This is a genomic window from Amycolatopsis sp. NPDC051716, from assembly GCF_040681595.1.
Lineage (GTDB): Bacteria > Actinomycetota > Actinomycetes > Mycobacteriales > Pseudonocardiaceae > Amycolatopsis.
In genome coordinates this window covers 199868-225555 of record NZ_JBFAZA010000009.1, presented here as the reverse complement: position 1 = coordinate 225555, position 25688 = coordinate 199868, and the positions used below count along the sequence as shown (strand labels likewise).

Below are 25688 nucleotides of genomic sequence, written 5' to 3'. Positions count from 1 at the left end.
GATCCGGTCACCAGTGGTAGTTGCGGCGCAGAGCGCGCTTCACGACCTTCCCCGTCGCGTTGCGCGGCAGCTCGTCGACGAACACGACGTCCCGCGGCACCGCGAAACGCGCGAGGCGTTCACGCACGTGGGACCGCACCGTGTCCGCGTCCAGGCGGGCACCCGGCACCAGCACGAGGTACGCCGCCAGGCGCTGGCCGTACTTGGGGTCGCGGACGCCGACCACCGCCGCTTCGCGGACCTCCGGCAAGGCGAGCAGGACTTCCTCCACCGAGGCCGGGGCCACGTTTTCACCGCCGGACACGATCATCTCGTCCTCGCGGCCCTGGACGAACAACAGGCCGTTCGCGTCGACGTACCCGCGGTCCCCGGTGTCCATCAGGCCGTCGCGGACGTCGAGCTGCTCGCCGTCGGTGTAGCCGTCGAACAGCAGGCGGTTGCCGACGTAGAGCCGGCCGGTCGTGCCGGGTGGCACCGGGGTGCCCGCGCGGTCCAGGACGCGGATCGCCGTGCCGATCGGCGGGCGGCCCGCCGTGCCGCGGGCCGCGCGGAGGTCGCGAGGCCCGGCGATCGCCGCCCACGACACCTCCGTCGAGCCGTACAGGTTGTAGAGGATGTCGCCGAACGCGTCCATGAACTCCTCGCCCAGCCGGCCCGGCAGGCCGGCGCCGGAGCTGGCCACCACGCGCAGCGAGGACAGGTCGTAGCGGGCCCGCGTCCGCTCCGGCAGGTCCAGCAGCCGCCGCAGCATCGTCGGCACCGCGAACAACGCCGTGCACCGCTGCCGTTCGATCATCGACAGCGTCGCTTCCGGGTCGAAGCGGCGGGGCAGCACCAGCCCCGCCCGCAGCGCCATGCCGAGCTGGAGCGCGGCCAGGCCCCAGGTGTGGAACAGCGGGGCGGCGACCAGGATCGGTTCGCCCGCCCGCAGCGGGATTTCCGACAGCACCGCGGCGGCGTCGGCGACGCTGTGCGGGGTCGGGCGGCGCGCGCCCTTCGGCGGACCGGACGTGCCCGAGGTGAGCACGACCAGCCGGCCGGGCTTGCCCGGCGGGGCGATCCGGGCAGGTGACTGCGCCTCGATCAGGTCTTCGATGGTCGTCCCGTGCCACCCGTCGCCGGGCGGCCACGTCCACAGCTGCGGGATCCCGGCCGGCAGCTGCCGGCCCAGTGCGGCGAACTCGGCGTCGGCGAGCACGAGCTGGGAGCCGTGCCGCAGGGCGAACTCGGCGACCTGGCCCAGGGCCAGCCCGGTGTTCATCAGGGCCACGTCCGCGCCCAGCTTGCTGCAGGCGATCATCGCCTCGACCATCGCGTTGTGGTTGCGGCACATCAGCAGCACCCGCGACCCCTCGGTGATGTCGTGGCGCTTCAGCACCGCGGCCAGCCGGGTCGTGCGGTCGTCGAGTTCGCCGAAGCTCCGCTCGGACCGCTCGTCGCACAGCGCGAGCGACTCCGGTGCGCGGCGCGCCACCGCCTCGTAGCCGCCGGCCAGGGTCGAGCCCCAGCGGCCCACCGACCTCAGCTGCCGCAGCGTCCCGGTGGGCTGGGCCGGGGTGAGGACGCCGGCCTTGACCAGAATCCGCGCGAACTCGCGCTTCGACGGGCGGGGCGGCAGCGAGTCCGTGCCGGGGACGCCGCCGAGGTGGTCGCTGATCGCCGCGACCGCGTCCAGGATCCGCTGGCGGATCCGCGGCACCGCCGGCGACCGGCCGTCGAGCAGCGTGAGCAGGACGGTGATCGCGCAGCCTCCGGACGTCGGACGCAGCACGACGGACATCCGGTGCTGCCGGCCGGACCAGGCCAGGTGCTCGTCCCGGCGGTGGACGAAGATCTCGGCCTCGCCCTCGTCCCCGGCGCGGTACCGGTAGCGGGCGCCCCGGCCGATCACCTCGGAAACCGGCTCGCACGAGGTGATCCCCCGGACGAACCGCGGGTAGAGGTGCGGGCTGCCCACGATCGTCCACACCGCCGCGGGCGGGTGCGGCACGGTGACGGTGATCTCGATGAGTTCCGGTTCCATCAGGACACAACGGGAGGTTTCGCCGGCACGGTGGTCATGACTCGGCTTTCTCCCTTTGTCGGTCCGGGGGTTCGGCCTTTCGGCCGGTACGCCGAGCATCCGTTTGCGCCGACCGCCGTGTCAACACACGGTCGCACGATTCGATGTATTCAATCCCGAAGAGCGAGCGAAATCCAGCGAACCGCGAAACTCTTCACGCCGTCCTCACGCCGGCGCGGACCACCACGACGGCGGGCCGGTGCTGCCCCGGACCACCAGCGACACCGGCACCCGTTCGAGCGTCGCCGTCCGCACCCCGGACCCGAGCTCGCCGAGCAGGGTCCGCACCACCTGGGCGCCCAGTTCGGCGAAGGGCTGGCGGATCGTGGTCAGCGGCGGCCAGAAACTCGCCGCCTCCGCCATGTCGTCGAACCCGACCACACTGACCTCGCCCGGCACCGAACGGCCGGATTCGTGCAGCGCCCGCAGCAAGCCGAGCGCCATCTGGTCGTTCGCCGCGAACACCGCCGTCACCGTGGGATCGTGCGCCAGCACCCGGCCGAGCGTGTAGCCGGATCCGGCGGTCCAGTCCCCCACCACCGGCAACGGGACCCGCCGGTCGAACCGCGTCAACGTCCGCCGCCAAGCCAGTTCCCGGCGCTCGGCCGCGCACGAGTCCGACGGTCCCGCGATGTGCCACACCGTCTCGTGGCCGAGCTTGAGCAGGTGCTCGGTCGCCAGCACCGCGCCCTGCGTTTGATCGGCGTCCACCGTCGGATACCCGGCGCGGGCGTTCGAATCGACGACCACCACCGGGACGGCCTGCGGGAAAACGATTCCCGGCCAATCCAGGGCGTATTCCTCGACCAGGACGACGAGGCCGGCGACGTCGTGCGTCCCCAGTTCCCGGAACGCGTCGGTCACCGCGTCGCGGGTCGGTTTGCCCACGGACAGCAATTTGATCGCGTACCCCTCGGCCGCGGCCGCCTGCGCGACGGCGTCGAACGTGCGGCTGTTCCCGAGCGTGGCCAGCGTCGAAGTGAGCACGCCGATCGAGCGCCCCGGGTCCGGCAGCACGACCGCGGTGCCGCCGCGGAGCTGCCCGCTGGTCTGCTCTCGCACGCTGCCCACCCTCATCGGTAACTCCCGCGAAGACTTCGCGTCACATGCAGGTCACCACAGTCAGGGACGATGTTCACCTTGACGTCGGCAACACGACCGTTCGCGACGCTCGTCAGCCACCCGCCATCCCCCGGCGGAAGCGGCTTCCACCAGGGCACCCGCGGCCGCGGACGGGCGCGCCGGGCGACCACCCCGCGGCCGGCTCGTGAACAAGGTCACTAAGCGCCCGCTCAGCGCGGTGCGGCCGGCCCGGCGCGCGCTCACCCCGATTGCCGCACCACCAGCGTCGTCCCCAGCACCACGCGGCGCGGCTGCCCGGCCGTTCCGTCGATCACCGCGAGCAGCTCGGCCGCCGACCGGGCACCGAGCGCCTCGATCGGCTGGCTCACCGTCGTCAACGGCGGATCGGTGGTCCGAGAGACCGGCGAGTTGTCGAAGCCGATGACCGCGACGTCGTCGGGGACCCGGCGCCCGGCGCGGCGGAGGGCGCGCAGCACGCCCAGCGCCATCACGTCGGACGCCACGAACACCGCGTCCAGGTCCGGCCGCCGGTCGAGCAGCCGCCGCATCGCGTGCTCGCCGGAGGCCTGGCCGAAGTCGCCGCGGACCACCGACCCCGGGTCGACGACGCCCGCGCCGCCCATCGCGGCGACGTAGCCGGCGAGCCGGTCCCGCCCCGGCGCCATGTCCTTCGGGCCGGCGACCGTCGTGATCCGCCGCCGGCCGGCGGCCTGGAGGTGCCGGACGGCCGCCACGGCGCCCCCGCGGTTGTCCACGTCCACGTAGGTGTACCGGGCCGGGTCGGGGACCATCGGCCGGCCGGCGCTGACGACCGGGAGCTCCGCCCGCGACAACTCCGTGGTGTACCGGGTGTGCGTACTCACGAACAGGGCCCCGTCGACGTGCCCGCCGCCCAGGTACCGGAAGGTGGTGGCCTGGTCCGCCGCCGGCATCATCAGCACCACGACGTGCACGCCGGCCGCGGTGAACTCGTGGTGGATGCCCCCCATGACCCGGCCGAAGAACGGGTCGGAGAACAGCCGCGGGCCGTCCTCGCACAGCACGACGGCGACCGTGCCCGTCCGCGGCTCCTCACCCGCCCGGGCCGCGCGCTGCCGGACGTAGCCGAGGGAGCGCACGGCCTGTTCGACCTGGCGCCGGGTCTGCGCACGCACTTGCGGGAATCCGTTGAGCACCCGGGACGCCGTCGCCGACGAGACACCGGCGGCCCGGGCCACGTCGGCCAGGGTCGGCCGCGGATGGGGAAAGTCGAGAACGGTCATGGTCACCTCCGTGGGACAGCACGCACCAAGGCAGTGTTAGCGCTAACACTTCACCGGAAAGCGAGCCGGACCGCCGATCGGACCGCCGACGGCCGCCGCGTTCACCACGGACTAGGGGGGATCGGCGCACTGGGCGCCGGGAAACCGGTTCTCGGTCACGTCCGCACATCCTTGGGCGAGAGTGGTTCGAACGGGTGAGCCGCGGCCGTCGTCACGCATCCGGTGATCTTTTGACCGCTGGCTCGGCAGCATTGATGCTGGAACCAGGCGCCCGATGTGTCAACCGGATGACGGAAAGTACCTGAAAATTTGTCACGATCGCCGCGGTGGGTGGCCACTCACCGGTACCGCGGGCCGATTCCGGCGGCGGCGCCCCACCCTCGGCTCAGTTGACCCGGCTCACCGTCCAGAGCTGGTCCGGCGTGTCGATCCGCGTCCAGGAAACCGCCTTCGCCAGGTTCGCCGGCGACCCGTTCGTGATCGTGACGAACCGGCCGCTGCCCCCGTTCTTGATCAGCGTGCGGTCCCCGCTCGACACCAGCGACCACACCTGCCGCGCGTTGCCGGGGTCGACGGCGGTCTGGGTGATCGCCTCGCTGCCCGAGGGGTGCGTGTCGGTGAGCGCCAGGCCCGACTTCGCGTTCACGATCCGGTAGCCGCCGTCCGCCGCCGTGAAGTGCCACAGGTGCCACCGCTGGTTCGCGTACCACCACTGGTCGGCCTGGGTTCCCGGAGCCGTGGAAGCACCCGGGATCTCCAGGTAGCCGCCCAGCTGGTTCCGGATCGTGAAGTCACCGGTAGTCAGGGTCGACGGGGCCGTCTGGTGCAGGGTCCACCGCTGGTTGCGGCCATCGGCGTCCGACCACTGGTCCATCGGCGCTCCCGGCGAAGTGGACCAGGCGAGGTCCTCCAGCAGCTTGCCGCTCTTGCGGTTCGCCAGCTCGTACGTCCCGTCCGTCTGCTGGACGACCGCCCATTCCTGGGTCGCCGAGCCCGGCGAAGGCGTGCGCACCTCCAGGCGCGCGCCGTCCACTGTGGACCCGCCGGCGACCGACAGGACGCGGCCTCCGGTGGCCACCGTGAAGTACCCGCTCGGCCGGCGGGTGAGCACCCACGGCGCGGCGCCGGGCTGCTGGACCACCGACGTGCCGCCGACGCCGAGGTTCAGGCCGGAGTGGTCGTTCGTCAGCGTGTACGTCGCTTCGGTCGAAAGGCCCGGTGCGACGTGGTCGAGGGCGAACTCGGCGGTGTTGAGGGAGGTGCTGTCGTGGTACCCGCCGGTGACGGACATGACCGTGTTGCCGTCCGGCATCACCATCAGGCCGCGGCTGTACCCGCCGGGCGCGTTGGACGCCTGCGACCGCCACTGGGCCGGGTCACCGCCCGCGGTGTTGACGGCGAGCGCGGTCTGCCCGCCGTCGCTGACCACGATCGTGCCCTGCGGGCCGCCCGCGGGCGTCCAGACGACGAACGGCTGGCAGCACGGCTTGGTGCCGTCGTCGAGGATGATCTGGTGGTCGCCGGCCTGGAGGAACTTCTCCGGGTCGGTCGCGATCCGGTAGTAGACCGGGCAGCTGCCCTGCGGGGCGCCGCAGTACTCGTAGGTCATGATCCACCGGCCGCCGGGCAGCCGGGCGACCGTCGCCATGCCGGGGCGGGCGGACTGCGCCGGGTAGACGACGTCGTCGACGACCGGTCCCCACGTCCGGCCGTCCGTGGTGACCTGGTGGACGAGCTCCTGCGAGTGGTGCGCGTTGTCCCGCTGGTCCGAGTAGTACACGATCAGCTTGCCGTCGCGCATCAGCAGCACCGGTTCCCACACCGGCGTGTTCGGGTCCTGCACCTTGGCCGCGCCGCCCTTGGCGACCGAGCTCAGCAGCTTCCACGTCTTCCCGATGTCCGTGCTGGCGTAGAGCAGGATCTCGGTGGAGCTCATGTCCGCGGGCACCGACAGCCCCGAGACGAGCAGGGTGCCCGCCGGGAGCGTGCCGAGCGGTGCCGGGAGTTCGTAGATCTCCGGGTTCCAGCGGAGGCCGTAACCGTTGACCGTGTCGGTGACCTGCGAGACGTACGTCCAGTTCGTCCCGGCGTCGCCGCTGCGGTACACCGGGAACACCGGGGCGCCCGCGTTCCGGTAGACCTCGAACGTCGAGACCAGCGTCCCGTTGGCTTCCCCGTTGTGGTGCAGGGTGATCGACCGCGCGTACATGACACCCGGATCGACGTACCCCGCGGCGGTCGTCGGCTTGAAGATCGTCGTCGGGCCGCTCGTCTGCGCGGTGGCCGCCGGGCTCACGCCCAGCAGCGCCGCGACGGCGACGAGCAGCACCACCTTGAAGGATCGGGCCATCGGTTCCTCGCTACTTCTTCGCAGGGGGTCGTTCGACGAAGACGCGGACGTCCCACGGGCCGAGGCTCAGGGCCATCCCCGTCGGCACACTGGTGCCGTCGAGCAGGTCGGACAGCGGCGCGGGCGCGGTCACGGTGGTGGGATTCCAGTTCCAGTTGTGGATCACGTGCACCCGCCGGCCGTCCGGCGCGGTCCCGGTGGTCGCGGTGACGGACTCGGGGAGGTTCGGCCACGCGTGCGCGGGCAACGGCACCAGCCAGCGGGCCAGCGCCCGGCCGGACGCGGCGTCCGGGACCGTGCCGACGCAGGTCACCCGGCCGTCACCCGCGGTCCGGGTGGTGACCGCCGGCCAGCGGCCGAAGTGCGGGTGGTCGTACTCGGCGAGCACCTGCGCGTCGACGACCGTCAGCCCGTCGGCCCAGCGCGTCGCCGCCGCGTCCGGCGGCAGTTCCAGGGGGCTGCCCGGGACCGCCTTGAGCGGGATGTCGGCGCCGAGGTTGCTGAACTCGTCGTACCGGACACCGGCGACGTCGGCGAGCCGTCCGGGCGCCGGTTCGTGCCGCGCCCGCCCTTCGTGGTCGGCGTAGCCGGTGCGGGGGCCGAGGACGAGGTGGCCGCCGGCGCGGGCGTATTCGGCGAGCCAGTCCAGGGTGCTGTCACCGGCGAGGTACAGCGCGGGCACGACCAGGACGGGGTGGCGGCGCGCGGCTTCCTCCGGCGAAACGCCTTCGCGCTCGCCTCGCTCGTCGTGCAGCTGTCTGATGTGGACGATCCGGACCTGGCGGCCCGCGTCGAAGGCGCCTCGGTAGAACGGGTCGAAGAACCGGTGGTAGGACGTCGGGTCCGGCTCGCCGTCCGGAGTGGACAGTGCCGGGTACTTCTGCATGAGCCACTTGCTCGGCGTCGAGTACACCATCGTGAGGTCCTCGTCCGGTTCGAGCCCGGCGACGGTGGCTCCGGCGAGCTCGAACTCCTCGCCGAGGCGGGCCAGCTCGGCGTAGGTGCGGCCGGGCCGCCCGCTGTGCGGCAGGATGCCGCCCCAGTAGGTCTCGGCGCCGAAGTGCAGCGTGTGCCAGTGCCAGTACTCGATCATCCGGGCGCCGCGCGCGACCAGCGCCCAGGCGGCCTGACGCCACTGGCCGTCGAACGCGGGCCGGTTGTCCCACGTCGGGCCGATGTGCATGGCGTTGGTTTCGGTGACCAGGAAGGGGGCCTGGCGCGAGGAGAACATCCAGTCCGCGGTCTGGTACAGCGACCAGACGCCGGCGGTGTTCCACTTCTGCTCGTGGTCCGCCGGGGTCGGGTCCGGCAGCGCGAGGCCGTCCTGCATCACGTAGTACGGGTTGCCCGAGGCGATGTCGAGGCTGTCGGTGAGCTCGTCGTCCTCGACCGCCGGCCGCGTGTAGGAGATGCAGGTGGTGACGAACTGCTCGGGACGTGAGTACTGGCGAACGATCTCCGCCTGCCACGCGATGAACTCGGTGGTCTGGCGGGCCTGGAACTCGCGCCAGGCGACGTCGTACTGCGGCTGGGCGTTGCCGTCCGGGGTCCACAGGTCGGCCCACGTCGAGAGCCGGTGCGACCAGTAGACCAGGCCCCACTCGCGGTTGAGCGTCTCGACGTCGCCGTACTTCGCGCGCAGGTGGTCGGCGAACCGCTGGAAGACGCCGTGGTTGTGGAGCAGCTCTAGCCCCGGCTCGTTGTCCACCTGGAACCCGATGATGGCCGGGTGTTCCGCGTAGCGGGCGAGGATCCGGTGGATCACGCGCTCGGCGTGGAACCGGAACGCCGGGTGGGTGAAGTCGACCTCCTGGCGGGCGCCCCAGCCGATGCGCTGCCCGGTGGCGCGTTCGCCGGCGATCTCCGGGTACTGCCGGGCCAGCCAGGGTGGCACGGCGTACGTCGGTGTCCCGAGGACCACGGAGATCCCGCGCTCGTGGGCCCCGTCGAGGACCGGCTGCAGCCAGTCGAGGTCGAAGCGGCCGTTCTCGGGCTCCCAGGTGGACCAGACCGACTCGCCGACGCGGATCACGGTGAACTTCGCCTCGGCCATCAGGTCGAGGTCGGTCTTGAGCCGTTCGCAGGGCTGGTACTCGTGGTAGTAGGCGGCACCGAACAGGACGCGGGCGGGCAGGACCGCCATGGGGGTACCTCCAGGAAGGGTCGATGTCACTGCTTGACGGCGCCGGCGGCGAGCCCGCTCTGCCAGTACCGCTGCAGGAACAGGAAAGCCACGACGAGGGGGATGATCGAGAGCAGCGATCCGGTCAGCACCAGCGGCAGCATCTCGCCGCTGGCGCCGGCGCCGCCGTTCTGGGCCTGCTCCGCCCAGAAGGCGAGCCCGAGGGTGACCGGGTACAGGCGCTGGTCGTTGAGCATGATCAGCGGCAGGAAGTAGTTGTTCCAGGTGGCCACCAGCGTGAAGAGCACGACGGTGACCAGCCCCGGCGCCAGCATCCGCAACCCGATGCGGAAGAAGATCCGGGCCTCCCCCGCGCCGTCGATCCGGGCGGCTTCGATGATGCTGTCCGGGACCGCGTCCTGGGCGTAGATCCGCATCAGGTACAGCCCGAACGGGTTGACCAGCGACGGCAGGATCACCGCCCACGGCGTGTTGACCAGGCCCACCTGGGAGAACAGCAGGTAGGTCGGGATCGCCAGCGCCGTCGCCGGCACCATCACCGCGCCGAGCACGAGGTTGAACCCGGCGCCGTGGCCGCGGAAGCGGTACTTCGCGAACCCGTAGCCGGCGGCCGCCGCGAGCAGCGCGGCCCCGAGCGCGCTGACCACGGCGTAGCCGATCGTGTTCAGCAGCCAGCGGCCGAAGATGCCGTCCTGGTGCGTCAGCGTGTCCCCGATGTTGGTGAGCAGCTGCGGCACCTTGGAGAACCACAGCCCGAACGTCGTGAACAGGTCCTGGGTGCTCTTGGTCGAGGCGACGACCAGCCAGAACAGCGGCAGCAGGAAGTAGGCCAGCGCGGCCAGCATGGCGACGGTCAGCGGGACGCTGTGCCGGCGGGTCATGCGGTGGGTCATGCGGCGGCCCTCCGGCTCCGGCGGTTGGCGGTGATCAGGATCGTGTAGGAGATGACGACGATGATCAGGCCCAGCAGGAACGACACGGTGGCCGCGTAGTTGACCTGCTGACCCGTGAAGGCCAGCGAATACGCGTACAGGTTCGCCGTGTACCCGCTGTCGATGACGTTGGGCGCGATGGTCTTCAGCAGCTTGGGTTCGTTGAACAGCTGGAAACTGCCGATCACGGAGAACAGCAGGGTCAGCAGCAGCGCCGGGCGCAGGGCCGGGAGCTTGATCGACCAGGCCGTGCGCCAGGCACCGGCACCGTCCACTTCGGCCGCTTCGTAGAGCTCGGCCGGAATGGTCCGCAGGGCGGCGTAGAGGATGATCATGTTGTAGCCGACGAACTCCCACGTGACGACGTTCGCGAGGCTGCCGAGCATCCAGCTGTCGCTGAGGAACTTCGGCACCGGCAGCCCGAAGAACCGGCTCAGCTGGGCGAACGGCCCGTAGTCCTGGCCGTAGAGGTAGCCCCACATCAGCGTCGCGACCACGCTGGGCACGGCGTACGGGACGAAGACACCCAGGCGGACCACCTTCGAGAGCCACATCAGCCCGCTGTCCAGCGCGAGCGCGAACAGCAGCGCCAGCAACAGCATGACCGGCACCTGGATGACGAAGAACGTCGCCACCCGCAGCACGCCGCGGAGGAACTGGGGGTCGGCGACGGCCTTGGCGTAGTTGTCCAGCCCGACGAAGACCGTGCCGCCGATCAGCTTGTGCTGGAAGAAGCTGAGGTAGGCGGCGTAGCCCAGCGGGGTGACGAAGAACAGCACGAACAGGACGAGGAACGGGGCGACGAACCACGGCCCCGCGGAACGGTGCTTCACCGCGCTCACCCGCCCTGGACCGTGAAGCCCTGGTTCTTGGCGAACGTCGTGATCCGCGTCTGCCACTGGTCGAGCGCGGCGACCGTGTCGGTCTTGTCGGCCAGCGACTTGCCGACGGTCTCGGTCCAGTCGGTCACCGCCTGGTCCAGGAACGGCGGCCACTGGAACGACGGCGAAACGGTCTCGCCGATCGCGCTGAAGACCTCGTTGACCTTCTGGCCGCCGTAGAACGACGGGGTGTCACCGGCGAAGGACGGGTCGGCGAGCAGCGCCTTGGTCGCCGGGAAGAAGAGCTGCTTGGTGGCGAACATCTTCGCCGATCCGGGGTCGCTGTTGAGGAACTGCGCGAACATCGCCGCGGCGATCGGGTTCTTCGTGCTCTTCAGCACCGCGGTCGTCGAGCCGCCCCAGTTGCCGGAGCTCGGCTTGGCCGCGTCCCACTGCGGGAGCGGCGCGGCCCGCCACTTGCCCGCGGTGGCCTTGGCCGAGCCGGACAGGAAGGCCGGGCCCCACGCCGCGGTGATCCAGGTGGCGTACTTCCCGTTGTTGAGCGAGGCGTACCAGGAGTCGGTGAAGTCCGTCTCGGTCGCGATGACGCCTTCCTTGGCCAGCCCGCCCCAGTAGCCGGCGAGCTTCTTGGCGGCCGGGCTGTTGACGGCGACCGTGATGTCGCTCTTGCCCGACAGCGTGTACGGCTTGTCCCCGGCCTGCCAGAGCAGGCCGTGCCAGGCCGCGGCCTGGTTCGCGGCGAGGTTGGTCAGGTAGACGTCCGGGGCGGCGGCGTGCAGCTTCCGCGCCGCGGCCGCGAATTCGTCCCACGTCTTCGGCACGGTGATGCCGTGGGCGTCGAAGATGTCCTGCCGGTACAGCAGTCCCATCGGGCCGGTGTCCTGCGGGATCGCGAAGACCTCCCCGTTCGGTCCGCTGACCTGGCCCCACGTCCAGTCGACGAACTTCGCCTTCAGCGCGTCGGCGCCGTAGGGCCGCAGGTCGAGCAGGCTGTCGAGAACGGTGAAGGTCGGGAGGTACTGGAACTCGACCTGCGCCACGTCGGGTGCGCCGGTGCCGGCCTGCAACGCGGTCCGCAGCTTGGTGTACTGCGGTGTCCCCTGGCCGGCGTTCTGCACCGTGACCTTGATCGCCGGGTACTTCTTCGTGAACAGGGCGACTTCCTGCTCGATTTCCGGGGCCCAGCTCCAGAAGACCAGTTCGGTGGGCGTCGACATCGCCTTGTCGACGTCGGCTTGGCTCACCGGCGCGGCGGCGGGCGCGGCGGTGCTTCCGCCGCCGGTGCACGCGGCCAGTGCGGCGCCGAGCGAGACCGCGCCGGCCGCGGCGAGGAAGGACCGGCGGCTGAGGGCGTGGTTCGGGACGAATTCGGGCATGACGGAACTCCTGCCGGAGGATGGAGGCGTGCCGGGCACGCCGGTGCTGGGGAAGGGAGCGCGGATTCCGGGCGGTCAGCCCGGATTTCCGCCGGAACGGGAGATCGCCGGCCGCCCGCTCCCGGAGGTCTTCCGGGACGACGGCGGAGCGGTCGAGGCGCGGACGACGAGTTCGAGCGGCGGGTCCTCCGGATCGAGGTCGCCCGCCTGCGGCTGTTCGACGGCGTGCACGAGCAGGCGCAGGCCCGCGGCCGCCATCGCGTCGAACGGCTGCCGCACGGTGGTCAGGGGCGGGGTCACGTACGCGGAGATGGGCGTGTCGTCGAAGCCGACGACGCTCACGTCTTCGGGAACCCGTTTGCCCGCTTCGAGCAGCGCGCGGATCAGCCCGATGGCCATGTCGTCGTTGGCCGCGAAGACCGCGGTGACGTCGCCGGCGGCCAGCGCCCGCCCGGCGGCGTAGCCGGACCGGGCCGACCAGTCGCCGTCGACGACCGGGGGCTCGGCCGCGCCGCGTGCCCGCACCGCCTTGCGCCAGCCCTCGGTCCGGTCCCGGGCCGCGTACCAGCGCCGGGGACCCGCGATGTGGTGGACGGTCCGGTGCCCGAGGTCGAGCAGGTGCTCCGTGGCGAGCCGGGCCAGCTCTTCCGAGACCACGCCCGCGGTGATCAGCCGGGGCGCGGTGAAGGACGGCGGTGCGCCGAACACCAGGACCGGGACGTCCACCTGCAGGGCCAGCGGGCCCTCGTCGATCGGTTCGGAGATGACGATCCCGTCGACGCCCTGCTCGAGCAGCGACTCGACGGCACCGGCGACGCCCGACGGATCGCCCTCGAGGGTGCTGACCACGCGCAGCGCGTAGCCGGCGTTCTGCACCGCGCGTTCGATGCCCACGAGCAGGGACGCGGGTCCGTAGAGCCCGGTCCCCAGCGTGACGACCCCGATCGAGCGGGTCCGCCCGGACGCGAGCGCCCGAGCGGCGTTGTTCGGCCGGTACCCGATCTCTTCGGCGGCCGCCAGCACCCGGCGGCGCACGTCGGCGGAGACGTACTGCTCGTTGTTGAAGACCCGGGAGACGGTCTTTTGCGAGACACCGGCGGCCAGCGCCACGTCCTTGCTGCTGGGTGCGGGCGAATTCCCGCCCCGGCCCGATCGCGTCATTGCTCTCTCCCGGTCTCCGCTCACCATCGTGCCTGGTGAGCCGTGTGACTGCGCTGACATGTCTACGCAGTCATGCCGGTTGTCGTCAAGAGTCGAGTTGCCGGGCCGGGTAACGAATCAGCCTGTTCGACGGATTCGACGGCCGATGCGCGCGGCGGAATCCGCCTGGCGTGGCAGCGGTCCGGCGGGTGGAGAACTCGCCGAAGCGGGCCGGTGCGCCGAGCCCGGGCGGGTCCGGATCACCAGGGCGGCGGGCCGGTGCTCGCCCGGACGACGAGCGTCACCGGCACGCTCTCGGGGGTCGCGATCCGCACCCCGGACCGCAGCTCGCCCAGCACCGTCTGCACCACCCGGGCGCCCAGCTCGGCGAAGGGCTGGCGGATCGTGGTCAGCGGCGGCCAGAAACTCGCCGCCTCCGCCATGTCGTCGAACCCGACCACACTGACCTCACCCGGCACCGAACGACCGGCCTCGTGCAGCGCCCGCAACAACCCCAGCGCCATCTGATCGTTCGCCGCGAACACCGCCGTCACCGCGGGATCGTGCGCCAGCACCCGGCCCAGCGTGTAGCCCGACTCGGCCGTCCAGTCCCCCACCACCGGCAACGGGACCCGCCGGTCGAACCGCGTCAACGTCCGCCGCCAAGCCCGCTCGCGGTGGTCCGCCGCGCACGAATCCGACGGGCCCGCGATGTGCCACACCGTCTCGTGGCCGAGCTTGAGCAGGTGCTCGGTCGCCAGCACCGCACCCTGCGCCTGATCCGTGTCCACCGTCGGATATCCGGCACGGGCGTTCGAATCGACGACCACCACCGGAACATCCTCCGGGAAAACAATTCCGGGCCAATCCAGGGCGTATTCCTCGACCAGCACCACCAAACCGTCGACGTCGTGCTTCGCGAGCTCCCGGAACGCGTCGGTCACCGCCGGCCGGGACGGCCGGCCCAGCGATATCAGCTTGACCGCGTACTCCTCGGCCGCGGCCGCCTGCGCGATGGCGTCGAACGTCCGGCTGTTGCCGAGGGTCGCCAGCGTCGAGGTCACCACCCCGATCGAACGTCCCGGGTCCGGCAGCACGACGGCCGAGCCGGTGGCTTGCCTGCTGGGCAGCACCGGCTCACCGCCCGGCGGCGGTCGCCGGCGCGGACGGCGGCCGGACGTCCGGCGGCAGCGGCGTTTCGGCGGCCCGGCCGCACGAGGCCAGGAAAACCACGACGACACCGAAGGCGACGACGGCCCCGGAAGCGCTCAACCGGCACCTGCGCCGTCGCGGCGCCCCGCGCCGGGACAGCTCCCCTTCGGCCTGGACCCGGCGCACCAGCTCGTCGACCGAGAGCCGCTCCCGCCGTACCCGCGTCACGTACGCCACGCGGCCACCTCCCGAACACCCCCGCGCGAAGGATTCGCGCGGCCCCAGTCCGCGTGGAGACTAAGCCGCGCGCGGCCGATTTGTAAATCTCATGATCGCCATCCGGTCGTGACCTTTCCGAAACAACCGGATCGGCCGTTCCGCCGTATCGGCTCCCATTGTCGAAACACTCGAATTTGCAACCCGCTTGACCAGGGGCAGGAGGAGCACTACCGTCGGATTTCGCATTTTATGCCACCGGTCACTCGACCCGGACAACGAACCGGACAATCGCGCGGTCCGGAAGGTCATCGGCGGTGGAGAAATCCGGCGCCGTCACGAGTCGCCGGCCGGGTCGGCGCGGTCGAGGATCCAGGCACTCCAAGCCGTGTCGGCGCGCGGCTCGGGCAGCTCGAGCGCCGTCGACACCGTCTGGACGAGGCCCGTGGCGAAGAACGTCCGCACCCGCAACGCGTCCGCGCCCGTCAACCGGGCGATCGAGTCCATCAGAGCGAGGTGCCGCCGGCGGACCGCCTCGCGGACCGGCTCGTCCGCCGCCGCCGCGTAGCCCTGCAGCACCACCAGGCCGACCGTCGGATCGCCCTGCAGGAGCCGCACGTAGGCGACGCCCAGCGCGGCCAGCTCCGGCTCGGCGCCTTCGAACGCCGCCTCGATGCGGTCGAAGGCGGCGTGCACGACTTCGAGGAACAGCTTCCGCTTGGAGCCGAACATCTGCACGATCCGCGGGTGCGAGATGCCGGCCCGGCCGGCGATGGCCTCCAGCCGGGTGCCCGCCAGCCCGTGCGCGGCGAACTCGGCGTCGGCCGCTTCGATGATCCCCGCCCGGCGCGCCGCGGCGGGCAGGCGGGCCGGGCCCGCGTCGCTCACCGGTCCCCCGCGCCACCGCCGAGCTGACCGAGCACGAACTTGTTGTCGTACAGGCACCGGTACGCGTGGATCAGCCCGTCCTCGCCCAGCTCCAGCCGGTCGTCGCCGTGGAACTCGACGCGGCTGCCGGTCTTGGCGAACGTGCCGGTGAAGCGCCACGCGACGAGCACGGCGCGGCGGGTCACCTCGGTGTAGAGCCCCATGCGCGCGAACGAGTAGTCCGGGTAGGCCCGCGCCATGTGCGTCACGAACTCGCGGATCGAGCCGGGCCCATGCGCGGTCCGCCCCAGCGCCGGTTCGTCGTAGACGAGGTCGTCCGCGCACATCGCGGCGACCGCGCCGGCGTCATGGCCGTTCCACGCCTTCTCCCACTGGTCGCACAGCGTCTCGGCCTCGTCGATAGTGAAAGTCGTCATGTCTGCTAACTTACAAGTAAGTAAGCACGCGGTACAGACATCACATGTCTTAAGGCGCAGTCGTCATCGAAACTGGCGAATCAGCCAACCTGACGGAACACCGATGCCTCCTCAGCAGACATACATCATACGAATGTTAGACTGATTCCCCAGGTGAGCTGTCCGAGGAGGACCATGGCGAGGTCGTTGACCGACGAAGCGATCGACCGGATCCGGGAGTTCGTCCGGTCCGGCCGGTTCCCGGCGGGCGCCAAGCTGCCCCCCGAGCACGAACTGGCCACCGAGCTGGGGATTTCCCGCAGTCCCACGCGGGAGGCCGTGAAGGCGCTCGCGCTGGCCAGGGTGCTCGAAGTCCGCCGTGGCGACGGCACGTACGTCACCAGTCTCGCGCCGAGCCTGCTCCTGGAAGGCCTCGGCAACGCCGTGGCGCTCATGCAGGACGGCAGCATCCTCGAGCTCACCGAGGTGCGCCGGCTCCTCGAGCCCGCGGCGACCGGCCTGGCCGCCACCCGGATCACCGACGCCCAGCTGCGCGCGGTCGGCGAGCTGCTCGACGCGATGCACGACGCGGTCGAGGACGTCGAACGCCTCACCGTGCTCGACGCCGCCTTCCACCGGGCGGTCGTCACCGCGGCGGGCAACGAGACCCTCACCGCGCTGCTGGACGGGATCTCCTCGCGCACCCTGCGCGCGCGGGTCTGGCGCGGCACGGTCGAGCGGGGCGCGACGCACGTGACGCTGGCGCAGCACAAGGCCATCTACGACGCGCTCGCCGACCGGGATCCCGCGGTGGCCACCGCCGCCGCGCTGATGCACGTCGACACGTCCGAACGCTGGCTGCGCGCGCACCTGGCCGAAATCCGGGAGCTCGACGGCCGGGTGCCGTGACCGGCGACCGGTCACGGCACCCGGAAGTACCTCAGACAGAAGTACCTCAGACAACGGAGAACAGCCACCGGAGGTTGGAACTGCCGTCGTCGGACCACACCTTGAGCGGGGAGCCCGAGGGCACGCTCCCGCCGCCGTCGAGGACCAGCCCGCTCGCCCGGTTCGCGATCACGCAGACACCGCCGCCGGTGTCGGTGATCGACCACTGCTGGCTCGCCGCGCCGGTGTAGGCCGACTGCACCGGATTGCCGCCCGCGGTGGTCGCGCCCGCGCCGTCGATCACCAGGCCGTCGGTGCGGTTGGTCAGCTTGACGAACCCGTCGCCGGCGTCCTCGACGCGGAACTGGAGGTTCGTGCTGCCGTCCGGGGTCCAGACCTTGAGCGGGCTGCCCGCCGCGACCGCGCCACCGCCGTCCACGGCCAGGCCGCTGGTGACGTTGACGATGCGGAACCACCGGGCGGGGTCGAACGCGATGCGCAGCGAAACGATCGTGTCGTTGAACCCGGAGGTGCGCAGGTCCGGCGTCGCCGTCACGTACTTGCCCGGGGTGCCGGCGAGGTCGTCCCCGGGATAGCCGAGGGCCTGGTAACCGTCTCCCGGCCAGATCGAGGAAATGGTCCGGGGCCGGATGTTCCTGGCCTGCAACTGGGCCGCTGTGTAGCTGCCGACCCCCAGCGCCGCGCTCGCGCCACGGTAACCGACGTCGGCGAACACGGTCGCGCCGGACGCCGGGCCCACCGCCGGGATCGGGCCGTCGAACGTCAGCTTCAGCACGTAGGCGGGTGATTCGTACGGCTTCGCCGCCGGCAGGGTGACGTGCAGCGCGCTCGCGTCCTGGGTGTACTTCAGCGCGCCGGGAGCACCGAGCAGTTCGACGCGCCGCAGGCTGTTCAGGTCGATCCGCTTGCCGGACAGCGTGGTGAGGTCCGCCGTGGCCCCGGGCCAGGCCAGCACGGTCGCGTAGAGCACGCGGGCCGCCTTGTCGCGGGTGAACCGGAAGTCCTTGGCCGTGCCCACCTTCGGCGAAACGAACGAACCGCCGCCCATCTTGGTCGGGCCCTCGCCGTAGACGTCCCAGGCGCGCGTGGCGTAGATCGACTCGCCGACACGGCCGAGGTAGGTGCCGAAGTCGGCGAGCACGGCCCGCTGCTCGGCCGGGATGGTGCCTTCGAGCGTCGGGGAGATGTTGAGCAGCATATTGCCGCCCTTGCTGACCCGGTCGATCAGCGCGTGGATCATCTGGGTGCTCGAGTAGTAGCCGATGCCCCGGGTGTAGCTCCAGCTGCTGCTGCTGATCGCGTCGTCGGTGAGCCAGTACGGCGTGACGATGTCGGCCGGGCCGCCGCGCTCGTAGTCGGCGACCTCGCCGTTGGTGGTGAACCCGTGGTCGAAGTGCTTGAACGTCGAGACGACGTCCTTGCCCCACTTTTCGGCCTGGTTGTAGTAGTAGGCCAGGAATTCGAGGCGCTGCCGCTCCCCCACCGCGCACGGGCCGCTGTTGATGCAGTAGCCGGGCGAGTTCAGCGAGAAGTCCTGCCAGAGGACGTCCGGCTGCGCGCGGTCGATCACTTCCTTGAGCTTGGCCAGCCAGAGCGCGTCCTCGTCGGCGCGCGGCAGCTGGCCGTACAGCTTGCGCAGGCTCGGGGTGGGCTGCGGCGGGGCGAAGTCGTAGAAACCGTTGTAGTTGAACGCGTGGTGCATCGCGACCAGCAGCTTGAGCCCCTGCCCGCGGATGGCCTTGCCGAACAGGTCCAGCAGGTTCAGCCGCGGCCCGCGCGCCACCGAGTTCCACTCGTTGACCTTGCTGTCCCACATCGAGAACCCGTCGTGGTGCTCGGCGACCGGGCCGGCGAACTTCGCCCCGGACGCCTTGACCACCCGCGCCCAGTCCTCCGGGTCGAACCGGCCGCCCTGGGAAACCGGCTTCGGCGCGAACTGCACGGGGTTGCCGGCCACGTCGGTGCCGCCGTCGATGAACCGGTCGTAGCCCCACACCGCCGGGTCGCCGTAGGTCGCCTTGTGGTGCTTGTTCTCGCCGCTGTCCGGGATGTACATGTTCCGGCCGTACCACTCGCTGCCGAACTCCGGGGTGGTGAACGCGCCCCAGTGCCAGTAGATGCCGAACTTGGCGTCCTGGAACCATTCCGGCGCGGGCGGGTGCCGGTCGACCGACGGCCAGGTGGGCTGGTACGGCTCGGCCGCCGTGGCGGCGGCCGCCGGGCCGGCCAGCGCGGGCGGCACGGCCGCGGCGGCGAGCCCGGCGGCCGCGAGGGCGCCGAACTGCCGGCGGGAGAACGGGTTCTGGGCAGGGGGCGTCATCGCACTCTCCAGAGGGTGATGGGGAGCTAGCAGGAAACCAGCCGGTGCAGCAGATCCGGCGGCACCGCGTGGCGGAAGGCCTCGGCGTTCGCCCGCACCTGCTCGGCGCTCGTGGCACCGACCAGGACCGAGGTGACGGCGGGGTGCGCGGCGGCGAACGCGAGTGCGCACGCGGCCAGGTCGTACCCCGCCGAAGCGGCGACCTCGCGCATGCGCTGCGCGCGGGCCAGCAGGTCCGCCGACGCGGGGGCGTAGTCGAACCAGGCGCCCGGCCGGGGGTCGATGAGCAGGCCGGAGTTGAACACCCCGCCGAGCACGACGTCGACCCCGCGCTCGCCGCACAAGTCGAGCAACCGCGCACCGCTGCGGTCGAGCAGCGTGTACCGGCCGGCGAGCAGGACGACGTCGACGTCGAGCCGTTCGACGAACCGGGCGGGCATCTCCCACTGGTTCATCCCGACGCCGATCGCGGAGACCACGCCTTCGTCGCGCAGCCGGCGCAGTTCCGGCCACGCCTCGGAAGCGGCTTGCTCTTCGTGGTCGTCGGGATCGTGCAGGTACACGATGTCGACGCGGTCGAGGCCCAGCCGGTCGAGGCTGCCTTCGATCCCCCGGCGGACGGCGGCCGCGGAGAAGTCGAAGAAGCAGCCGCCGTCGGTGAGCGTCCGGCCCACCTTCGTCGACACCGCGAACGAACCCGCGGGCAGCCGCGCCAGCGCCGGGCCGAGCCGGCGTTCGGCCAGCCCGAAACCGTAGTAGGGCGCGGTGTCGAAGTACCGCACCCCGGCACCGGCCGCCGCGGCGACGACCTCCGCGGCGGCCTCGTCGTCGACGTCGCCGAAGACGTTGCCCAGGCCCGCGGTGCCCAGGCCGAGGTCCGCCATCAGGTCTGCCGCTTGCCGCTGGTGATGCGGGACATCACCAGCGCGATGAGGATGATCGCGCCGTTGAGCGCACCGATCCACTGGGCCGGCACCCCGGCCAGGGTCAGCACGTTCTGGATCATGTACAGCAGCAGGATGCCGGTGAAGGCACCGAAGAGCGTGCCGCGGCCGCCGTTCAGGCTGACCCCGCCGATCACGGCGGCGGCGAACACCGTGAAGATGTAGCCGTTGCCCTGCGCCGCGGCCACGGACGCGAGCCGCCCCGAGAGCAGCAGCCCGCCGAGCGCGGCCAGGACGCTGGCCCCGATCAGCACGATCCACACGATGCGGTCGGTCCGGATGCCCGCGGCCTTCGCCGCGTCCTCGTTGCCGCCGATCGCGTAGAGGCTGCGGCCGAACCGGGTGTAGCCGAGCAGCACGATCCCGCCGGCGAACAGCAGGACGCAGATCCAGATCGACGCCGGGATCCCGGCCCACAACGTGGTGCCGAGGTAGAGCAGCGAATCGGGCAGGCCGAAGAAGGTCTGGCCGCCGGAGATCCCGGTCAGCAGGCCGCGCAGCACGATCAGCATGCCGAGGGTGACGACGAACCCGCTCAGCCCGAACCGGACGATCAGCAGGGCGTTGAGCGCCCCCACCACCGCGCCGACCAGGAGCACCACGGGCACGGCGGTCCACGACGGCAGCAGCCCGAGCGAATGGCCGCCGCCGATCGTCAGCCACGCCGCGACGCCCGGCGCGAGCCCGAAGGTCGATTCCAGCGAGAGGTCCATCTTGCCGACGACCAGGACCATCGTCTGGGCGAGCACCAGCAGGGCGATCTCCGACATCGTCTGCAGGATGTTGATCACGTTGTCGTACTGGAGGAACACCGGGTTCACCAGCTGGCCGACGACGGCGATCGCGATGATCCCGGGCACCAGCGCGAAGTCGCGCAGCCGGGCCAGTGCGATGCGCCGGGGCGCGGGGCCGGATCCGGTCCGTGGCGGGGCGCCCACCGCGGCGGGGCTTTCAGGCATCGAGGTCGACTCCTTCCATGGCGGCCACGACCTCGCGGTCCTGCCAGCCTGCGGGGATTTCGGTGGTGAGCCGGCCGTGCACCACGACCAGCAGCCGGTCGCACAGGCGCAGGTCGTCCAGTTCGTCCGAGGCGATCAGCACCGCGGTGCCCGCCGCGGCGGCCTCCGCGACCTTGCCCTGGAGGAACTCCTTCGACCGCACGTCGACCCCGGCGGTGGGGGTGATCAGCACGAGCAGGCGGGGGTCGCCGGCCAGCGCCCGGGCCATGACGACCTTCTGCTGGTTGCCGCCGGACAGCGCGGACACCGGCAGCTCCGGGCCGGGGGTCTTCACCGCCAGGCGCGTGATCAGCTGCCCGGCGAGCCGGTCGCGCAGGCCCGACCGGACGAAGATGCCGGGACCGAGCCGGTCCATGACGCTCATCGTGGAGTTGTCCGCAATGGACATCTCCGGCACGAAACCCTGGTGGTGGCGGTCTTCCGGGACGAAGCCCACCCCCGCGGCCAGCGCGGCCGGGACGTCGCCGGGCCGGGGGCGGGAGTCCCCGACGAAGACCGTGCCGGCGGTGGGCTTGCGCAGCCCAGCCAGTGCCTCGGCGAGCTCGGTCTTGCCGCTGCCGCCCGACCCGGCCAGCCCGACGATCTCCCCGGGCGCGACGTCGAACGACACGTCCTCGAAGTACGGGGCGAGGCTCAGGTCGTCCACGCGCAGCACGGGTTCGGCGCCGTGGCGGGCCGACGACGTCCGCTCCTGGGCGATGACGGCGTTCTCGCCGGTCATCGCGGCCACGAGGTCGGCCTTCGGCAGCTCGGCGACCGGCGCGGTGAGGACGTGCCGGGCGTCCCGGTACACCGTCACCGTGTCGCAGATTTCGTACACCTCCTGGAGGTGGTGGCTGATGAACAGGAAGGTGACGCCTTGGCGCTGCAGCTCGGCGATGTGGCCGAACAGCCGGGTGATCGCGGCCCCGTCGAGCTGCGCGGTCGGTTCGTCGAGGATGACGAACCGGGCGCCGAACGACAGGGCCCGCGCGATCTCGACGAACTGCCGCTGCTCGACGCTCAGCTCCCGGGCCGGGCGGTGCACGTCGACGTCCACCGACCAGCGCTCGAGCAGCTCGGTGGCCGAGCGGCGCAGCGCGGCCCAGCGGACGAACCCGCCGCGGGTCTCCTGCCGGTTGAGGAACAGGTTCTCCGCCACCGACAGCTCGGGGATGATCGTCGACCGCTGGTACACGCAGGCCACCCGGGAGCGCCAGCCGTCCCGGTCGGCCAGGGCCGGCGCCGGTTCCCCGTCCAGCCGCACGGTTCCGGCGTCCGGCTCGGTCAGTCCGGTGAGGACGGACACCAGGGTCGACTTGCCGGCCCCGTTGCGGCCGACGAGCGCGTGCGTCTGTCCGGGTAGGACGGTCAGGTCGGCGTGGTCCAGTGCGACCGTGGCGCCGTAGCGCTTGACCACCTGACGGGCCTCGACGACCGGCACGGTGTTCATGTTCGGTTCCTCTCCGGAAAGCGCCTCAGCTCTTGCTGTTGCCCCACAGGGACTGGTCGTCGACCTTGACGCTGCTCACCGGCCCGAACTTGGCGCCGTCCGCGGTGACCAGCGGCGCGGCCAGCTGGTCCTCCATCAGGCCGTCGCGGACCTGGATGACGGTGCTGTCGTGGTCGGTCTTGCCCGGGGCCGGCGTCTTGCCGGCGATCGCGTCCTTGACGTACTGCAGGGCGTACTTGGCGAACAGGTCCGCGGGCTGGGACACGGTCGCGTCCATTTCCCCGGCCCGGATCTTGGCGAGTTCCTCGGGGATGCCGTCGTTGGACACGATGAACACGTGCTTCGGGTCGCTCGCCGGGACCGCCAGGCCGCGCTGCTTGAGCAGCTGCAGCGTGCCGGCCAGGGCGAAGCTGGACTGCATGTAGACGCCCTTGATGTCCGGGTTCGCCGTCAGCCGGGTCTGCAGCTTCTGGGCCGCGGTGTTGGCGTCCCAGTTGGTGGCCTCGCCGAAGACCGTGATGCCCGGGAAGGTCTTCTTCATGCAGTCGTTGAAGGCTTCGGTGCGGTCCCGGCCGTTGATCGAGGCGAGGTCGCCCTGCAGCATGACGACCTTGCCCTGGCCGCCGAGCTTGGTGCCGAGGAACTGGCAGGCCTTCTCGCCGTAGGCGCGGTTGTCGGCCCGCACGACCATGTAGACGTTGCCCTGGTCGGGCCGGGTGTCGACGGACACGACCGGGATCTTCTTGCTCGCGAGCTGCTGCAGCGTCGGGATGATCGCCGCGGTGTCCTGCGGCGCCATCACCACGCCCTTGACGCCCTGGCTGATCATCGTCTGCACGTTCGCCGTCAGGTTCGCGACGTCGTTCTGCGAGTTCGTGGTCTTGAGGTCGAGCCCGAACTGGCCGGCGAACTGGGGCACGTACTTGATGTAGGCGTTCCAGAAGTCGGTGTCCGAGCGCGGGTAGTCGACCCCCACGACGGTTTTGCCCCCCGAAGCGGCGGTCGAGCCGCCGCCGCTGCAGCCGGCCAGTGCGGCCGCGGACAGGACACCGGCTGTGACGACAGCGGCGGCGCGCAGGTGCTGGAACTTCATGACCTCTCCTCGTTGACAGGTTTCGGGCGGAGCCGCAGGCCGGACATTCCGCCGTCCACGGCGAGATCGGTGCCGGTGGTGGCGCCGGCGTCCGGGCCGGCCAGGTAGCAGATCGCCGCGGCGACCTCGTCGGCGGTGACGAGCCGCCCGGTGGGCTGGCGCGCGGCGAGCGCGGCCAGCTCGGCGTCGGGATCGTCGGCCGTGGCCAGCAGCCGGTCGATCCACGGGGTGTGCGCGGTGCCGGGATTCACGCAGCACACGCGGATCCCCTCGGCCAGGTGGTCGGCGGCCATCGCGCGGGTGAGCGCGAGGACCGCGCCCTTGGTGGCGCTGTAGAGCGCTCGTTGCGGCAGCCCGGCGGTGGCCGCGATCGAGCAGGTGTTCACGATCGCCGCGGCGGGCGACTCCCTCAGGTGCGGCAGGGCCGCCCGGCTCACCCGGACCATGCCCACGACGTTGACGTCGAACACGCGGTGCCACTCGGCGTCGTCGTTGCCCTCGACGGTTCCTTGCGCGCCGATCCCGGCGTTGTTGACCAGGACGTCCAGGCCGCCGAGGTGGTCCACCGCGGCGGCGACCGCGGCTCGCACCGAGTCGTCGTCCGAGACGTCGGCCCGCACCCCGGTCAGGGGTTCCTCGACCTTCTCGTTCAGGTCGAGGCAGACGACCTGGGCGCCCCGCCGGGACAGCATCCGCGCGGTGGCGAGCCCGATCCCGGAGGCGCCGCCCGTCACGATCGCCCGGAAGCCGTCGAACTCCCCGCCGGTCACGCGACCACCACCGCGTCCCGCTGCCAGACCGGTCCGTCGGGGAACCGGTACCGGGCCACGGATTCGGTGTGCAGCCGCGCTCCGAGTCCCGGCTCGACCGGGGCCAGGTAGCGGCCGCGCTCGATCCGCACCGGGTCGACGAAGTGCTCGTGCAGGTGGTCGACGTACTCGATGACGCGGTCGGTCTGGGTGCCGCTCACCGCGACGAAGTCGAACATCGACAGGTGCTGCACCATTTCGCACAGCCCGACCCCGCCGGCGTGCGGGCACACCGGGACGCCGAACTTCGCGGCCAGCAACAGGATCGCGATGTTCTCGGTCACCCCGGCGACGCGGCTCGCGTCGAGCTGGAGGACGTCGATCGCCTCGGCCTGCAGGAGTTGCTTGAACATGACCGCGTTGTGGGTGTGCTCGCCGGTGGCCACCTTGATCGGCGCGACCGCCCGGCGGATCGCCGCGTGGCCGAGCACGTCGTCGGGCGAGGTCGGCTCCTCGATCCAGTACGGGTCGAACTCCGCGAGCGGGCGCAGCCATTCGATGGCCTGGCCGACGCCCCAGGCTTGGTTGGCGTCGATGGCGATCCGGATGTCCGGCCCGACGACGTCCCGGGCCAGGCGCAGCCGGCGGATGTCTTCGTCGAGATCGGCGCCGACCTTGAGCTTGATCTGGGTGAACCCGTCCTCGACCGCCTCCTTCGCGAGCGCCGCCAGCTTCTCGGGCGAGTACCCAAGCCAGCCGGGAGTGGTGGTGTAGGCGGGAAACCCGGTTTCCAGGAGTTCGGCCTGGCGGGCCGCGCGGCCCGGTTCGGCGCGGCGGAGGATGTCGAGGGCTTCGTCGCGGGTCAGCGCGTCCCGCAGGTACCGGAAGTCGACCAGGTCGACCAGTTCCTCCGGCGGCAGTTCGGCCAGCAGCCGCCAGACCGGCTTTCCTTCGCGGCGGGCCCGCAGGTCCCAGGCCGCGTTGACGATGGCGGCGGCGGCCATGTGGATCGCGCCTTTGTCCGGGCCCAGCCACCGGAGCTGGCTGTCCCCGGTCAGCCGGCGGGAAAAGGCGCCGAGGTCGCCGAGCGCGTCGGCCACCGGCATTCCGACGACCAGGGGTACCAGCGCCCGGACCGCGGCGACCTCGACGTCGTTGCCGCGGCCCACGGTGAAGGCGAGCCCGTAGCCCTCGTCGCCGTCGCTCGTGCGGATCGTCACGTAGGCCGCCGAGTAGTCGGGTTCCGGGTTCATCGCGTCCGACCCGTCCAGGCTCAGCGAAGTCGGGAAGCGCACGTCCACGGCGTCGATCGCGCTGATCACTTCGGCCAACGGGGCCACCTCTCATTCGGCGCAGACAACATATGTATGGCTACGCGCTG

At 71.4% G+C, this 25688-nt stretch carries 21 protein-coding genes; 1 reads left to right on the top strand and 20 read right to left on the bottom strand.

Annotated elements, in window-relative coordinates; genetic code table 11:
* Window positions 1-7: 7 nt before the first annotated feature.
* The 13 genes from AB0M30_RS15205 to AB0M30_RS15145 form a co-directional block, all read right to left on the bottom strand.
* The gene (locus tag AB0M30_RS15205; RefSeq protein WP_364584413.1) at window positions 8-2023 is read right to left on the bottom strand and encodes an AMP-binding protein; all 2016 of its coding nucleotides are present in this window, start codon (window positions 2021-2023) and stop codon (window positions 8-10) included.
* A 204-nt stretch (window positions 2024-2227) separates the two neighbouring features.
* Window positions 2228-3124: a substrate-binding domain-containing protein gene (locus tag AB0M30_RS15200; protein WP_364584411.1), complete on the bottom strand. Its 897-nt coding sequence runs from the start codon at window positions 3122-3124 to the stop codon at window positions 2228-2230.
* A 260-nt stretch (window positions 3125-3384) separates the two neighbouring features.
* Window positions 3385-4407, bottom strand: coding sequence for a LacI family DNA-binding transcriptional regulator (locus AB0M30_RS15195; RefSeq protein ID WP_364584409.1), 1023 nt, complete (start codon window positions 4405-4407; stop codon window positions 3385-3387).
* Between the two features lie 385 nt (window positions 4408-4792).
* Window positions 4793-6757, bottom strand: coding sequence for an RICIN domain-containing protein (locus tag AB0M30_RS15190; RefSeq protein WP_364584407.1), 1965 nt, complete (start codon window positions 6755-6757; stop codon window positions 4793-4795).
* Between the two features lie 10 nt (window positions 6758-6767).
* Window positions 6768-8900, bottom strand: coding sequence for a beta-galactosidase (locus AB0M30_RS15185; RefSeq protein ID WP_364584405.1), 2133 nt, complete (start codon window positions 8898-8900; stop codon window positions 6768-6770).
* Between the two features lie 26 nt (window positions 8901-8926).
* Complete coding sequence (locus AB0M30_RS15180) at window positions 8927-9793, bottom strand: carbohydrate ABC transporter permease (RefSeq protein ID WP_364584403.1); 867 nt, start codon at window positions 9791-9793, stop codon at window positions 8927-8929.
* Entirely contained in the window at window positions 9790-10665 is an 876-nt protein-coding gene (locus AB0M30_RS15175; RefSeq protein ID WP_364584401.1) for a sugar ABC transporter permease, read from the bottom strand. The genes AB0M30_RS15180 and AB0M30_RS15175 overlap by 4 nt, the downstream gene beginning before the upstream one ends.
* Before the next feature lie 5 nt (window positions 10666-10670).
* Entirely contained in the window at window positions 10671-12050 is a 1380-nt protein-coding gene (locus AB0M30_RS15170) for an extracellular solute-binding protein (RefSeq protein WP_364584399.1), read from the bottom strand.
* A 75-nt stretch (window positions 12051-12125) separates the two neighbouring features.
* Window positions 12126-13211: a LacI family DNA-binding transcriptional regulator gene (locus AB0M30_RS15165; protein WP_364584397.1), complete on the bottom strand. Its 1086-nt coding sequence runs from the start codon at window positions 13209-13211 to the stop codon at window positions 12126-12128.
* Window positions 13212-13450: 239 nt separating this feature from the next.
* Window positions 13451-14323 (bottom strand): substrate-binding domain-containing protein, encoded by an 873-nt coding sequence (locus AB0M30_RS15160; protein ID WP_364584395.1) that lies wholly within the window; start codon window positions 14321-14323, stop codon window positions 13451-13453.
* A gap of 4 nt (window positions 14324-14327) precedes the next feature.
* A complete protein-coding gene (locus AB0M30_RS15155) occupies window positions 14328-14579 on the bottom strand; it encodes a hypothetical protein (protein ID WP_364584393.1) in 252 nt (83 codons plus the stop codon).
* Window positions 14580-14894: 315 nt separating this feature from the next.
* Window positions 14895-15446, bottom strand: a complete 552-nt coding sequence (locus AB0M30_RS15150; protein ID WP_364584391.1) for a helix-turn-helix domain-containing protein — start codon at window positions 15444-15446, stop codon at window positions 14895-14897.
* A complete protein-coding gene (locus tag AB0M30_RS15145) occupies window positions 15443-15862 on the bottom strand; it encodes a nuclear transport factor 2 family protein (RefSeq protein ID WP_364584389.1) in 420 nt (139 codons plus the stop codon). Before AB0M30_RS15145 ends, AB0M30_RS15150 begins: the two co-directional genes overlap by 4 nt.
* A 174-nt stretch (window positions 15863-16036) precedes the next feature.
* Between AB0M30_RS15145 and AB0M30_RS15140 the strand changes: the two genes are divergently transcribed.
* The gene (locus AB0M30_RS15140) at window positions 16037-16750 is read left to right on the top strand and encodes a FadR/GntR family transcriptional regulator (protein WP_364584387.1); all 714 of its coding nucleotides are present in this window, start codon (window positions 16037-16039) and stop codon (window positions 16748-16750) included.
* Between the two features lie 46 nt (window positions 16751-16796).
* On the opposite strand, the gene AB0M30_RS15135 is transcribed toward AB0M30_RS15140, so the two are convergent.
* From AB0M30_RS15135 to AB0M30_RS15105, 7 genes are read right to left on the bottom strand one after another with little or no spacing between them, the layout of a single operon-like run.
* The gene (locus tag AB0M30_RS15135) at window positions 16797-19070 is read right to left on the bottom strand and encodes an alpha-L-fucosidase (protein ID WP_364584385.1); all 2274 of its coding nucleotides are present in this window, start codon (window positions 19068-19070) and stop codon (window positions 16797-16799) included.
* 26 nt (window positions 19071-19096) lie between these two features.
* Window positions 19097-19954: an aldo/keto reductase gene (locus tag AB0M30_RS15130; RefSeq protein WP_364584383.1), complete on the bottom strand. Its 858-nt coding sequence runs from the start codon at window positions 19952-19954 to the stop codon at window positions 19097-19099.
* Entirely contained in the window at window positions 19954-20973 is a 1020-nt protein-coding gene (locus tag AB0M30_RS15125; RefSeq protein ID WP_364584382.1) for an ABC transporter permease, read from the bottom strand. Before AB0M30_RS15125 ends, AB0M30_RS15130 begins: the two co-directional genes overlap by 1 nt.
* Window positions 20966-22465: a sugar ABC transporter ATP-binding protein gene (locus AB0M30_RS15120; RefSeq protein WP_364584380.1), complete on the bottom strand. Its 1500-nt coding sequence runs from the start codon at window positions 22463-22465 to the stop codon at window positions 20966-20968. The genes AB0M30_RS15125 and AB0M30_RS15120 overlap by 8 nt, the downstream gene beginning before the upstream one ends.
* 25 nt (window positions 22466-22490) lie before the next feature.
* Window positions 22491-23558 (bottom strand): sugar ABC transporter substrate-binding protein, encoded by a 1068-nt coding sequence (locus AB0M30_RS15115; RefSeq protein ID WP_364584378.1) that lies wholly within the window; start codon window positions 23556-23558, stop codon window positions 22491-22493.
* On the bottom strand, window positions 23555-24328 hold the full coding sequence (locus AB0M30_RS15110) for an SDR family oxidoreductase (RefSeq protein WP_364584376.1): 774 nt from the start codon (window positions 24326-24328) through the stop codon (window positions 23555-23557). The genes AB0M30_RS15115 and AB0M30_RS15110 overlap by 4 nt, the downstream gene beginning before the upstream one ends.
* Entirely contained in the window at window positions 24325-25638 is a 1314-nt protein-coding gene (locus tag AB0M30_RS15105; RefSeq protein ID WP_364584374.1) for an enolase C-terminal domain-like protein, read from the bottom strand. Before AB0M30_RS15105 ends, AB0M30_RS15110 begins: the two co-directional genes overlap by 4 nt.
* Window positions 25639-25688 lie beyond the last annotated feature (50 nt).

What these genes read in the sequence shown, in the direction of transcription:
- AB0M30_RS15205 (WP_364584413.1), bottom strand. Translation starts at nt 2,023, where the DNA reads ATGGAACCGGAACTCATCGAGATCACCGTCACCGTGCCGCACCCGCCC.
- AB0M30_RS15195 (WP_364584409.1), bottom strand. Translation starts at nt 4,407, where the DNA reads ATGACCGTTCTCGACTTTCCCCATCCGCGGCCGACCCTGGCCGACGTG.
- AB0M30_RS15190 (WP_364584407.1), bottom strand. Translation starts at nt 6,757, where the DNA reads ATGGCCCGATCCTTCAAGGTGGTGCTGCTCGTCGCCGTCGCGGCGCTG.
- AB0M30_RS15185 (WP_364584405.1), bottom strand. Translation starts at nt 8,900, where the DNA reads ATGGCGGTCCTGCCCGCCCGCGTCCTGTTCGGTGCCGCCTACTACCAC.
- AB0M30_RS15180 (WP_364584403.1), bottom strand. Translation starts at nt 9,793, where the DNA reads ATGACCCACCGCATGACCCGCCGGCACAGCGTCCCGCTGACCGTCGCC.
- AB0M30_RS15170 (WP_364584399.1), bottom strand. Translation starts at nt 12,050, where the DNA reads ATGCCCGAATTCGTCCCGAACCACGCCCTCAGCCGCCGGTCCTTCCTC.
- AB0M30_RS15165 (WP_364584397.1), bottom strand. Translation starts at nt 13,211, where the DNA reads ATGACGCGATCGGGCCGGGGCGGGAATTCGCCCGCACCCAGCAGCAAG.
- AB0M30_RS15145 (WP_364584389.1), bottom strand. Translation starts at nt 15,862, where the DNA reads ATGACGACTTTCACTATCGACGAGGCCGAGACGCTGTGCGACCAGTGG.
- AB0M30_RS15140 (WP_364584387.1), top strand. Translation starts at nt 16,037, where the DNA reads ATGGCGAGGTCGTTGACCGACGAAGCGATCGACCGGATCCGGGAGTTC.
- AB0M30_RS15135 (WP_364584385.1), bottom strand. Translation starts at nt 19,070, where the DNA reads ATGACGCCCCCTGCCCAGAACCCGTTCTCCCGCCGGCAGTTCGGCGCC.
- AB0M30_RS15130 (WP_364584383.1), bottom strand. Translation starts at nt 19,954, where the DNA reads ATGGCGGACCTCGGCCTGGGCACCGCGGGCCTGGGCAACGTCTTCGGC.
- AB0M30_RS15125 (WP_364584382.1), bottom strand. Translation starts at nt 20,973, where the DNA reads ATGCCTGAAAGCCCCGCCGCGGTGGGCGCCCCGCCACGGACCGGATCC.
- AB0M30_RS15120 (WP_364584380.1), bottom strand. Translation starts at nt 22,465, where the DNA reads ATGAACACCGTGCCGGTCGTCGAGGCCCGTCAGGTGGTCAAGCGCTAC.
- AB0M30_RS15115 (WP_364584378.1), bottom strand. Translation starts at nt 23,558, where the DNA reads ATGAAGTTCCAGCACCTGCGCGCCGCCGCTGTCGTCACAGCCGGTGTC.